This is a genomic window from Pseudomonas sp. IB20, assembly GCF_009707325.1.
Taxonomy (GTDB): Bacteria; Pseudomonadota; Gammaproteobacteria; order Pseudomonadales; family Pseudomonadaceae; genus Aquipseudomonas.
On the sequence record NZ_CP046103.1, the window covers coordinates 3,765,915 to 3,778,502 of the forward strand.

General features: G+C 60.4%; 9 protein-coding genes and 1 pseudogene. 7 read left to right on the top strand and 3 right to left on the bottom strand.

Translation table 11 applies throughout. The annotated features are described in order from the left end of the window. Nucleotides 1-61 precede the first annotated feature (61 nt). On the bottom strand, nt 62-1,486 hold the full coding sequence (locus GJU48_RS17465; RefSeq protein WP_094949634.1) for an aminotransferase-like domain-containing protein: 1,425 nt from the start codon (nt 1,484-1,486) through the stop codon (nt 62-64). Between the two features lie 160 nt (nt 1,487-1,646). On the opposite strand from GJU48_RS17465, the gene GJU48_RS17470 reads away from it, so the two are divergent. The 5 genes and pseudogenes from GJU48_RS17470 (at nt 1,647) to GJU48_RS17490 (ending at nt 7,118) form a co-directional block, all read left to right on the top strand. Next, entirely contained in the window at nt 1,647-2,540 is an 894-nt protein-coding gene (locus tag GJU48_RS17470; RefSeq protein WP_176462902.1) for a DMT family transporter, read from the top strand. Nucleotides 2,541-2,575: 35 nt separating this feature from the next. After that, a pseudogene (moeB, locus tag GJU48_RS17475) lies at nt 2,576-4,427 on the top strand (molybdopterin-synthase adenylyltransferase MoeB). A gap of 15 nt (nt 4,428-4,442) precedes the next feature. Then, nucleotides 4,443-5,357 carry a PLP-dependent cysteine synthase family protein gene (locus GJU48_RS17480; protein WP_094949558.1) on the top strand — a complete coding sequence of 305 codons (915 nt, stop codon included), beginning with the start codon at nt 4,443-4,445 and terminating at the stop codon, nt 5,355-5,357. Nucleotides 5,358-5,394: 37 nt separating this feature from the next. After that, the gene (locus tag GJU48_RS17485) at nt 5,395-6,387 is read left to right on the top strand and encodes a serine O-acetyltransferase (RefSeq protein WP_094949557.1); all 993 of its coding nucleotides are present in this window, start codon (nt 5,395-5,397) and stop codon (nt 6,385-6,387) included. Between the two features lie 2 nt (nt 6,388-6,389). Then, complete coding sequence (locus tag GJU48_RS17490; protein WP_094949556.1) at nt 6,390-7,118, top strand: alanyl-tRNA editing protein; 729 nt, start codon at nt 6,390-6,392, stop codon at nt 7,116-7,118. A gap of 69 nt (nt 7,119-7,187) precedes the next feature. Here GJU48_RS17490 and GJU48_RS17495 read toward each other — a convergent pair whose 3' ends face one another. Continuing rightward, a complete protein-coding gene (locus GJU48_RS17495) occupies nt 7,188-7,400 on the bottom strand; it encodes a hypothetical protein (RefSeq protein ID WP_155296056.1) in 213 nt (70 codons plus the stop codon). Nucleotides 7,401-7,740: 340 nt separating this feature from the next. On the opposite strand from GJU48_RS17495, the gene GJU48_RS17500 reads away from it, so the two are divergent. Continuing rightward, nucleotides 7,741-9,486 carry an ABC transporter permease gene (locus GJU48_RS17500; protein WP_094949554.1) on the top strand — a complete coding sequence of 582 codons (1,746 nt, stop codon included), beginning with the start codon at nt 7,741-7,743 and terminating at the stop codon, nt 9,484-9,486. 14 nt (nt 9,487-9,500) lie between these two features. After that, nucleotides 9,501-10,820 carry an ABC transporter ATP-binding protein gene (locus GJU48_RS17505; protein WP_094949553.1) on the top strand — a complete coding sequence of 440 codons (1,320 nt, stop codon included), beginning with the start codon at nt 9,501-9,503 and terminating at the stop codon, nt 10,818-10,820. Nucleotides 10,821-10,942: 122 nt separating this feature from the next. On the opposite strand, the gene prpD is transcribed toward GJU48_RS17505, so the two are convergent. After that, nucleotides 10,943-12,427: a 2-methylcitrate dehydratase gene (prpD, locus tag GJU48_RS17510; RefSeq protein ID WP_094950302.1), complete on the bottom strand. Its 1,485-nt coding sequence runs from the start codon at nt 12,425-12,427 to the stop codon at nt 10,943-10,945. Between the last annotated feature and the right edge of the window lie 161 nt (nt 12,428-12,588).

Genomic DNA, 12,588 nt, shown 5'->3' on the forward strand with positions numbered 1-12,588 from the left:
CAACTTATTTGTGGCCCGCGGGCTTGCCACGACAAGCCCGTTCGTCACAAAGAGCCAGCGTCTACAGGTGAAACCTGTCCCCACCCTGCCCCAACGCCGTCGCCAGCGCATCAAACCCCGCCCGCAACAACTGATCATCCCCCGACGTATTACAGATACTCGCCCGAATAAATTGCGGCACTGCCGTCTGCCCTACGGCAAACGCTTCGGCGGTGGCGATCAGGTAATTATTCTGCTTGAGCTCCGCCTCGATTTCCGACGCGCGCCAAGGCTCCGGTACTTCAATCCAGAAGTGCGGGCTATTAAGGTGAGTGCGGTATTCCAGGCCCGCCAACAGGTCCTGCACCAAGATTTTACGGCGGCTGATTTCGCTGATCTGCTGGCGTAGCAGGTACTCTGCCGTGCCGTTTTCGATCCACTGGGTCGCCAGTTCCAGGGTGACCGGCGTGGCCATCCAACAGGTCGAGCGCAAGGCCGCCGAAATGCGGCTGACCAGCGCCGGTGGCGCATGCACATAGCCCACCCGCAAGCCGGCGGACACTGCCTTGCTCAGGCTGCTGATCAAAATCGTACGCTCAGGCGCGAAATGGCTGAGGGGCGGCGGCCGGTCTTCTACCAATACGCCGTGGGCTTCATCCTCAAGAATCAGCAGGTTGTGCTCGCGGCACACTTTAACCAGGGCTTCCCGGCGCGCGACCGACAATACGGCCGTGGTCGGGTTCTGGATGGTAGGCGTGCAGTACAACGCCGACACCCGATGATTACGACAGACTTCATCGAGCGCGCCCGGCAGCACGCCTTCGTCATCCATCTCCAGGCCGATCAGCCGCACGCCGAGCATGCGCGCAGCCGTGATCAGCCCAGGATAGGTAAGCTGCTCGGTCACCACCGTATCGCCCGCCCGCAGCAACGCCATCATCGCGCAGAGCAAGCCATGCTGGCCGCCATTGACGCAGATAACCTGCTCCGGAATCGGATGAAAATCACGCTGTACCAGCCATTGCGCCCCAGCCTCACGGTAGCGCGGCAACCCGGCATCCGGGGTGTAGGCGCTGATGTCCTGGAGGAACTTGGTATTGGTCGACAAGGTTTGGAAGCTCTGGGCCAGAAACACCGTCTCCAGCCCAGGAATATGCATGTTACGGCTCATGTCGAAGTAATGGCGTGGCTCCTCGCTGACGTTGCGAAAGCCTTCATCGCGTTGGCGCTCCATCCCACGCTTGCGCACGAATGTGCCGTCACCCACCCGCGCCACCACCAACCCCAGGCGTTCCAACTCACCGTAGGCGCGGCTGATGGTGCCAATGGTCACACCCAGATTGTCGGAAAGCACCCGGTGGGGCGGCAGTTTTCGTCCGGGTTCAATCAAGCCTTCGAGGATGCCCCGCTCCATCACATCGGACAGGCGCTTGTACTTCACGCCCTGACCGCTGGACAACCCCTCACGCATAATTGACACCATGTCAATATTTGTTTTGACAGTCATCATTCGCCCTAATAGTGTGCTTTTACGGGTTCAATCACCGAATGAAACAACTTAATACACAGTCAATATAGAGTTCAATTCCGGCTCAGGGAAGCAATAAACGATGCCAATGTCCGCCGTTCTTGAAAACACAACAAAAACAAAAACTCAGAAACAGTGGTTGGCCGGCTTGGTCACCAGCATGATGTTTCTTATCGTGTGCCTGAGTTGGGGTACCACGTGGCTGGGGATCAAGATCGCCGTCGAAAGCGTGCCACCGCTGACATCGGCGGGCCTGCGTTTCTTGATCGCCTTCCCGCTATTCCTGTGTTTTGCCCTGGTGCGACGCGAGCCGATTCTGTTCCCGCGAGAAAGCCGCTGGTTTTTCGTCTTCGTGACCCTTTCCTACTTCAGCGTTCCTTATTACCTGCTCAACTACGGCGAGATGCATGTCTCGTCCGGCCTGACTGCGCTGCTGTTCAGCTGCATGCCGGTGTTCATCCTGATCTTTTCCGCGCTGTTCCTGCGTGAGCGCATCTACTTTTCCCAGGTGGTCGGCATCGGCATCGGTTTCGGCAGCCTTTACATGATCATCAAGAGCCAGGGCCTGCACCTGGACCACGCCGAGTTCTTCGGAGTACTGGCGATTCTGACCGCCGCGATCATGCATGCCTTGTGCTATGTCATCACCAAGCAAAAAGGCAGCGCCATCAGCGTGATCACCTACAACACCCTGCCCATCGGCATTGCCGGGTTGATGCTGTTCGTGGCCGGCCTGTGGTTTGAAACGCCGACCTTCGAAAACATCACCCTGCGGTCCTGGAGCGCGTTGTTCTACCTGGGGCTGGTGGCATCGGTGGGCGGCTTTATCGTGTACTTCATGCTCCTCAAGCGCTTGAGCCCGATCATTCTGTCGTTCGTATTCATCATCTTCCCGGTGTTCGCGGTGATCATCGGCGCCTGGTACGAAGGCGTGGAAATTTCCCGCGACTTGATGCTGTACTCGGCCATCCTGCTGGCCGGCTTTGCGATCACCAAGTTGCCGGTTGAAAAACTCCTGGCCAAGAAAAATTGACCCTTTCACCCCTCACCCAGCAACGCGAGAGAAACATGGACGTCCTCCGCCCCGAAGCCCTGGAACAGATCTACGCCCACGCCAGCCGCAGCTACCCCGAGGAGTGCTGTGGTTTTGTCTTCGCCGACGGCAGCGTGTACCTGGGCAGCAATATTCAGAACGAGCTGCACCGCAAGAACCCCGAGATGTACCCGCGCAGCGCGGCCAACGGCTACACCTTTTCCGTGGCTGACACCCTACTGATGAACAAGGCGTTTCGCAGTGAGAACCCGGTGATGGTGATCTATCACTCGCACCCGGATGTGGGCGCCTATTTCAGTGACGAAGACCAGGACAAGGCACTGTTCCTGGGTGAGCCGATCTACCCCGTCAGCTATTTGGTGGTGGACGTTCGCCAGGGCCACGCCCTGGGCTCAAAGCTGTTTGCCTGGGATGGCAAGCATTTCGCTCCTCAACCCTTCAACGACCTGCACACGGAGTTGTCCATGAACGCTGTCTCTTTCCCCGATATTCTGGTTCGCGTGGCCAAGCTGCCGGAATCGACCCTTGAGAGCACCGGATCGACATTGCGCGAAGTCATTGAAAACCTCTGCAGCAGCCACCCACAGTTACGAGCCCATCTGTTTCACGAGAAGAACAACCAGCTCAAGGAACACTTCCTGTTCACTGCCGAGGAAGAACTGATCGGCGCCGACGAGCCCTTGCCGGCAAAGGCCAAAATCGAAGTGCTGCTCGCTACCTCCGGCGAACGGGCTTAGCAACGAAGAGGTACAACGCTACGTACGCCACATCACCCTGCCAGGTGTTGGCCGCGAAGGTCAGTTGAACCTGAAAAAAGCCAAGGTATTGATCATCGGCACCGGCGGCCTGGGCTCGCCCATCAGCTTGTACCTGGCGGCGGCCGGCATCGGCACCCTGGGCCTGGTGGACTTTGATGTGGTGGAAAGCAGCAACCTGCAACGCCAGATCGTCCACGGCAACAGCACCCTGGGCATGCCCAAGGTCGAGTCCGCCAAGCAGCGCCTGCAAGACCTCAACCCGCACATCCAGATCAACGCGCACAACACCGCGCTCAATGCCGACAACGCCCTGGAATTGGTCGGCGCCTACGATCTGGTGATCGACGGCACCGACAATTTCGACACCCGTTATCGGGTCAACGACGCCTGCGTACAACTCGGCAAGCCCTTGGTATACGGCGCCATCTACCGCTTCGACGGGCAGATCAGCGTGCTCAACTATAAGGGTGGGCCGTGCTACCGCTGCCTGTTCCCATCAGCGCCGCCGGCCGAACTGGCGCCCAACTGCAGCGCCGGTGGCGTGATCGGCGTATTGCCGGGCGTGGTCGGGATGATCCAGGCCACCGAAGCCATCAAGTTGCTGATCGGTATTGGCGAGCCGTTGTCCGGTCGGCTGATGCGCTTTGATGCACTGGCGATGAAGTTCAGCGAAGTGCGCTTCAAGCGCCGCGCCGACTGCCCGTGCTGCTCGGAGCTGCGCCACAGCGAAACCGTGGCGCCAGCGGTCTGCGCCGATGCCATCCCGAGCCAACCTACCCTGGCCGAAGAACGCTACATCAAGCCCCGCGTGCTCAAGCAAGTGCTCGACCACCACCGCAGCGCCGACGTGTTGCTGGATGTGCGCGATGCCAGCGAACTGGAAGTGTGCAAATTGCCGGGCGTGGTGCATATCCCCCTGGCCGAACTGGATGGGCAACTCGACAGCCTCAGCCGCGACAACACCCACTACCTGATCTGCTACGCCGGCACCCGTGCCGAGCAAGCCGCAAGTACCTTACTGGCCGCCGGTTTTGCCAACACCAAGGTCCTGCAGGGTGGCATGAAACATTGGGTTCGCGACGTCGAACCCGACATGCCGTTGTACTGAGCCGAGGGCTGACCGATGTTGCATAACTCCATTCTCGACGTCATCGGCCATACGCCGATTGTGCGTCTGGCGCAGTTTTCCGAAGACCTCGGCATCGAGGTCTACGCCAAGCTGGAATCCCTCAACCCCGGAGGCAGCCACAAGGCGCGCATCGCTCTGGGCATGATCCTCGACGCCGAGCGCCGGGGCGTGTTGATGCGTGATTCCGGGCAAACCATCATCGAACCCAGCGGTGGCAACACCGGTATCGGCCTAGTGATGGCCGGTAACGTACTGGGCTACAAAGTGGTACTGGTGATCCCCGACAACTACAGCCCCGAAAAGCAGAAACTGCTGCGCCTGTACGGCGCCAAGGTGGTGCTGTCGGACAGCCGCCTGGGGAACAACTCCCACGGCGAAAAGTGCATGGAACTGCAGCTGGAAAACCCCAGCTACGTGATGCTCAACCAGCAACGCAACCGCGCCAACCCGCAAACCCACCGCGACACCACCGCACCGGAGATCCTCAGCGCCTTCGGTGAGCGGCGCGTGGACTACTTCGTCAGCGGCATCGGCACCGGCGGCCACATCACCGGGATAGGCGAAACCCTCAAGGCCGCCTGGCCGGCCATGCGCGTCATGGGCGTGGAGCCAGAGGAGTGCGACCTGCTGAAAGACCAGCACGCGCCGCACCATATCCAGGGCCTGTCGATTGGCTTGATCCCGAGCATTCTCAACGTGAACGTGATCGACGGCATGCTCAAGGTCTCGCGCCAGGCGTGCATCGACATGATGAAACGCATCATGCGTACCGACGCCATCAGCCTGGGCTTGTCCTCGGCCGCCAACATGGTCGCCATCGCCCAACTCGCCCCCGAACTGCCGCCCGAAACGGTGGTGTTGACCATGGTCTATGACAATGCTGACAGCTACCTGCCCAGTTTCGAATAACCGGTTTCCCAACCATCCAGAATGCGGGGGTGCCTCCATGGGAGGCTTTATCGACATGCAACAGCTGCACGATGAGTTGCTCACCCACCTCATCAAGACCCTGACGCCGGCGCAGATGAAGCAGTTGGAACCGCACTTGGCGCCGCTGATCCAGAACGCCGCCCAAGCGGTGGCTGAAGACTTGATCGCCTACGCCTATCGCGACCCGGCATCACGCGGGCGCGGCGAGTTGATCCTGGAATCCTACGCCTCGTTCAAGGCGGTGCTGTTTTACCGCCTCGCGCACTTGGTGTGGAATTTTCCTGACCAGACCAACGGCGTGTTTTCGCGCATCGCCCTCAAGCTCAGCAACCAGGGCAAAATCCATTCCGGCGCCGAGATTCACCCCGCAGCGCGTATCGGCCGGCGCTTTGTGCTGGACCATGGCTACGGCACGGTGATCGGCGAAACCTGCGAGATCGGCAACGACTGCTACATCCTCTGCGGCGTCACCCTCGGCGCCCGGGGCATTGCCAACAACCCGGACGGCAAACGCCACCCTCGCTTGGGCAACAATGTCGAAGTCGGCTCCGGCGCCCGGGTGCTGGGGTATGTGCTGATCGGCGACAACGTCTTTATCAGCCCCTCGTGTGTCATCACCCAGGACGTGCCGGCAGGCACCAAGGTCAAGGTGGTCAACCAGGTCCAGCTGCAGAAAAACGCCGAAACCGACCACAGCAACTACCTCGGCGCCTTCGCCCTGGATGAGCGTTTGCACGTAGTCGGCGAAGTCAGCGCCAGCCACAAGGTCACGGTGCTGGACGCCGACTTTCACCCTTTGAAGGGGCTGATGCTCGAACCCACGGTGAAAGAGCGCCACCACCTGCAATTTCGCCTGTGTCGCCTCGACATCGGCGAACAGCTGCCACGCCTGCCGCTGAACCTGAAAGTCTGCGGGCCGGAATTTGAAATCACCCTGCTCTCCCCCCCTGGCTTGAGCGCGATGGTGCGCCACCTGCTGCAAGCCAGCCCACTGATTGTCGGAGGTTGAACATGTCCGTGCACACCATGGAAACCCTGGCGCTGTTCGACAGCGCGCCCTACCAGAACGCCTTCAGCGCCCGGGTGATTGCCATCAGCGAACACGGCATCGCCCTAGAGCACACGCTGTTTTACCCCACCGGCGGCGGCCAGCCGGGAGACACCGGCTACCTCACCCTGGCCGATGGCACGCGTGTCGAGGTGGTCGGCACCGTGCGCGACCCGGTGCTGCGCTCAATCATCTGGCATCAGGTGGAACATTGCCCTGAGCAGTTGACCGCCGGGGTGCAGGTGGATGCGAGCCTGGACTGGGAGCGCCGCTACCAGCACATGAAGATGCACACCTGCCTGCACTTGCTGTGCTCGATCATTGATGCGCCCGTCACCGGCTGCAGCATCAGCGCGGACAAGGGTCGACTGGATTTCGACCTACCGGAAATGACCCTCGACAAAGACAGCATCACCCGCGACCTCAATGCATTGATCGAACAGGCCCACGCAGTAAAAACGCTGTCGATGCCGGCCTCGGAGTATTCAACCCTGTTGCAGATCACGCGCACCCAGGCAGTTGCACCGCCGGTGATCCAAGGCTCGGTACGGGTGATCGACATTACCGGGATTGATATCCAACCCTGCGGCGGCACCCATGTGATCAATACCGAGGAAATCGGCCGAGTGTTCTGCGAGAAGATCGAGAAGAAGAGCAAACACAACCGCCGGGTGATTCTGCGGTTTGAGTGAAAGCTTGATGCCAGCACGCTCAAGCATGGGGAGGGTGCCCCATGCTGGCTGATGCGATGCCAAGCCCTACTACTTCTGCTCGCTGATTTTCTTACTCAACGCCTTGATCTGCTCTTGGAGCTGCGAAACCACTGCTTTGAACTGAACGTCCATCTGATCAAGCCCGGCCTGAAGCTGTACGTTCTCCTGCATGAGTTCTTCAATACCGCGAGGAGCAGACGCTTCTGGCTCATTGCTCGGGTGAATTCGCAATTGCCGATTACCAGAGGCCTGCAGTTGCAAGCCGTCTGCTTACCTGATTGGCATATATCTGAAAGAGGGTTCCGAGGCTGTAGGAAGTGTGAGTAGCTATTTGTTTCATAGGCAAAAAAACGGCTATGTCTGGCGGCTTGCGTAACGGGCGCGCAGCTGAAACACCCACGCCTTAGACGCAGTTCGTACAGGGAACTGACAGCAAATTTATGTGCTTGTAACATTCAGAAACGTACAATCCCGCCAGCAACGCCGCGTTGCCCCTGACTCACGAAAACAGCGCCCATCCTTCTCGGTGGGGCATTCGTGCGGCAGCTAAGCTCACTCCCCACCACGCCCCTGAACCTGAACGCTGCAGGACTGACTGCCTATGAACAGAGTGTTCCGTCACTATTTACCGGCGTCCACGCTGCGCTTGCTGCCCAACCGCTGGGACTTGGTCGCCCTGCCCCTGGTGATCGGCTTTCTACTGTTTTTTTCCATCACCGCCCGCGAGACTTGGGCGCCTATCGCCACCTTGCAAAGTGAAGTCATTTCCCTCGACCCGGCCAACCTGCCGGAGTACGCGATGCGCACCACGTTGCGCATGCTCGCGGCGATGGTCGCGGCGCTGATCTTTACGCTGTTGTACGGCACCCTGGCGGCCAAAAGCCGGCGCGCCGAGAAGCTGCTGGTGCCGGTGCTCGACATCCTGCAATCAGTGCCGGTGCTGGGTTACATCTCCTTTACTGTGACGTTTTTCCTGCTGCTGTTTCCCGGGCGTGTATTGGGCGCCGAGTTCGCGGCGATCTTTGCGATTTTTACCAGCCAGGCCTGGAACATGACGTTCAGCTTCTACCAGTCGCTGCGCATGCTGCCCCATGACCTGGTGGAAGTGTCGACCAACCTGCGCCTCTCCGGTTGGCAAAAGTTCTGGAAGCTCGACGTGCCGTTCGCCATGCCTGGGCTGGTGTGGAACATGATGATGAGCATGTCCGGCGGCTGGTTTTTTGTGGTCGCCTCCGAAGCCATCACCGTCGGCGACAAGACCATCACCTTGCCGGGCGTGGGTTCGTACCTGGCCCTGGCGATTGCCCAGAAAGACCTGCACGCCGTGGGGTATGTGATTCTGGCGATGGTGGTGGTGATCCTGCTGTACGACCAGTTCCTGTTTCGCCCCTTGGTGGCCTGGGCGGACAAATTCCGCATGGAAAACACCGCCTCCCAGGGCGCCGCGCCGCAGTCTTGGGTGCTGAACCTGATCCAACGCACGCGCGTGGTCCAGCGCATCCTGCGCCCGATCACGCGCGCCATCAGCCGCCTCGGCAACAAACGCTTCAGCCTCGCGGGCGGTGCACTCAAGGCGCTGCCGGCGCAAACACCGGCAACCTCGAAAGTGATCGATTGGGTGTGGGGCACACTGATTGCGCTGATGGCCGCCTATGCGCTGTACCACATCGTGCTGTACGTCGGCACCGAGGTGACCTTCGCCGAGGTCGGCCACGTGTTTGTACTGGGCTTGATCACGCTGCTGCGGGTCACCGGGTTGATCCTGATCGCTTCGCTGATCTGGGTGCCTTTGGGTGTAATGATCGGTTTGCGCCCAAGCCTTGCGGAAAAAATCCAGCCGCTGGCGCAGTTCCTTGCCGCGTTCCCGGCGAACCTGCTGTTCCCGGTGTTCGTCATCGTGATCCTGCACTACAAGCTCAACCCCGACATCTGGCTGAGCCCGCTGATCGTGCTGGGCACCCAGTGGTACATCCTGTTCAACGTGATCGCCGGGGCCAGCGCGTTCCCGAATGACTTCAAGGAAGCCGCCGCCAACTTCCGCATTCGCGGCTGGCTGTGGTGGCGCAAGGTGATGCTGCCGGGGATCTTCCCCTACTACGTCACCGGTGCCATTACCGCCTCGGGCGGCGCGTGGAACGCCAGTATCGTTTCCGAGTACGTGTCTTGGGGCCAGGACAACGTGGTCGCCCACGGGTTGGGTGCCTACATCGCACAGACCACCGCCGCCGGCGACTTCCCCAAGATCGCCTTGGGCGTGGTGGTGATGTCGATCTTCGTGGTGGCCTTCAACCGCGCCGTGTGGCGGCCGATGTACGCCTTGGCTGAAAACAAACTTCGTCTGAATTGATGGGATTCGCTGTGATGAATACCTCTACCGAACACGCTGCTGATACGCCGAAAATCTACTCGCTGAAAAACGTCAACCGCGTCTTCGGCAAAGGCAAAGACGAACTGCAAGTACTCAGCGGCGTGGATTTGAGCCTGCACGAAGGCGAGATCGTCGGCATGCTCGGCCGCTCCGGCTCAGGCAAGTCCACGCTGTTGCGCATCATCGCCGGGCTGATTCAGCCGTCGTCGGGCGAAGTCCTCTATAACGGCGTGCCATTGCACGGCCCGGCCGAAGGCGTGGCCATGGTGTTCCAGACCTTTGCGCTGTTCCCCTGGCTGACCGTGCTGGAAAACGTCGAGGCCGGCCTGCAAGCCTTGCAGGTCGAACGCAAGGAAAGCCGCCGCCGCGCCCTGGCCGCCATCGACCTGATCGGCCTAGACGGCTTTGAAAACGCCTACCCGCGTGAGTTGTCCGGCGGCATGCGCCAGCGCGTGGGGTTTGCCCGCGGCCTGGTGGTGAACCCGACCTTGCTGCTGATGGACGAACCCTTCTCCGCCCTGGACGTGCTCACCGCCGAAACCCTGCGTACCGACTTGCTGGATTTATGGAGCGGCAAACAGCTGCCGATCAAGTCCATCCTGATCGTGACCCACAACATCGAAGAAGCGGTGCTGATGTGCGACCGCATCCTGGTGTTGTCGTCCAACCCCGGCCGTGTGGTCGCCGAAATCAAAGTGCCGTTCGCGCACCCGCGCAACCGCCTGGACCCGACCTTCCGGCAAATGGTCGATGACATCTATGCGCTGATGACCGACCGGCGCAGCGCAGATGCCAAAGGCATACCCGAGTTGAAAATGGGCAGCCTGCTGCCGGAAGTGTCCACCAACCTGATGGCCGGCCTGATCGAAACCCTGGCCGCCGAGCCTTACAACGGCCACGCCGGTTTGCCGACGGTTGCCGAACGGCGCCTGCTGGAAGTGGACGACCTGTTCCCAGTGGCGGAGATGCTTGAGCATTTGGGGTTTGCCGAACTCAAGGGCGCCGACATCACCCTCACCGACGCCGGCAAGCTGTTCGCCGACTACGGCACCCAGGAACGCAAAACCCTGTTTGCCGAGCACTTGATCCGGCACGTGCCGTTGGCCGCGCGCATTCATCACGTGCTGCTGGAACGCAGCGGGCATCGGGCGCCACGGGTACGCTTCGAGCAGGAATTGGAAGACTCGATGACCGAAGCTTTTGTGGAAAAAACCCTGGAAAGCGTGGTGGCGTGGGGGCGGTATGCGGAGATTTTTTCGTATGACGACCACACCGAGACATTTAGCCTGGATGATGTGGAAGGCAGTATGTAATTACCTGAGGCCACCACCCATCCAAAGGTGGGAACAGGCTTGTGTGGCTTGCGCACTTCAGAATTGCCTGACACTCCGCTTTCGCGAGCAAGCCCGCTCCCACATTAGTTTTGTAGTGCCTTCTAAATAACGAACAGATCTACAAACCGGTTAACCGGCGTGGCCTCAAGCCGCGCCTGATCCTTGCACAACGCAAAAATCTCCCCACTGCGCTGCGCGGTAAACCGCGTGGCCAGGTTGGCCTTGAACTTGTCTTCCAGCAACGGAATGCCGTCCACCCGACGCCGACGATGCCCAATCGGGTACTCCACCGCGACCTGCTCGGTGTGAGTGCCATCCTTGAAAAACACCTGCACCGCGTTGGCGATAGAGCGCTTGTCCGCCTCCAGATATTCGCGGCTGTAGCGCGGGTCTTCGACGATGACCATCTTGTCGCGCAACTCATCAATGATCGGATACGCGGCGTGGAATTCATCCTCGTACTGCTCGGCCACCAGATTGCCAAAGGCCAGCGGTACGGCGGTCATGTATTGCAGGCAGTGGTCGCGGTCGGCGGCGTTGGCCAGTGGCCCGACCTTTGAAATGATGCGAATCGCCGACTCGTGGGTGGTGATCTCGATGCGTTCGATGTCAGCCAGGCGATCTTTGACCTGTGGGTGCAACGTCACCGCCGCTTCGCAGGCGGTTTGTGCATGGAACTCGGCGGGAAAGCTGATCTTGAACAGCACGTTTTCCATCACGTAGGTGCCGTAGGGCTGGGACAGGCTGAACGCGCGTTTGTCTTCAGGCTTGAGCGCCAGGTCCTTGTTGGTGTGGCTGAACAGCACGTCGTAGAAACCCCACTGCGGCGCGCTCAACACACCAGGAATGCCCATCTCGCCGCGCAGGGCGATATCCGCGAGGCGCACGCCACGGCTGGATGCATCGCCTGCCGCCCAGGATTTGCGCGAGCCGGCGTTCGGCGCATGCCGATAAGTACGCAGTGCCTGGCCATCGACAAACGCGTGGGACAACGCAGCCAGCAACTGCTCGCGGTTGGCGCCCATCAGCTTGGCCGTGACCGCCGTGGAGGCGACTTTCACCAGCAGCACATGGTCAAGGCCGACGCGGTTGAAGGCGTTTTCCAGGGCAATCACACCTTGGATTTCGTGGGCCATGATCATCGCTTCCAGCACCGCGCGCACGGTCAGCGGTGCGTCGCCATTGGCCACACGCTTTTGCGAAAGATGATCAGCCACGGCGAGGATGCCACCGAGGTTATCCGAAGGGTGACCCCATTCGGCGGCGAGCCAGGTGTCGTTGTAGTCGAGCCAACGCACAATGCAGCCGATGTCCCACGCGGCTTTGACCGGGTCCAGGCGGAACGAGGTGCCGGGCACGCGCGCGCCGAACGGGACGACGGTGCCCTCGACGATCGGCCCCAGGTGCTTGGTGCACTCCGGGAAACGCAGGGCCAGCAGGCCACAGCCGAGGGTGTCCATCAGGCAGTTGCGGGCAGTGTCCAAGGCGTCCCGGGACTCGATGCGGTAATTGAGGACGTAATCGGCGATGTCCTGCAGGACCTGGTCGTAGTCGGGGCGGTTGTTCTGGTCGACGTTGGCGCTCATGGCAGTTCTCCAAACAGTTAGGGGTTGTTCCATCCTCAGGGTCAGGGTTGATCGTGGTGTGGCAGGTCTGATTGCCTGCCTTGGTCGTGCGGATACCACCATTGCGTGTGGGAGCGGGCTTGCCCGCGATGGCGATCTGTCAGTCGCACATAAGGTGACTG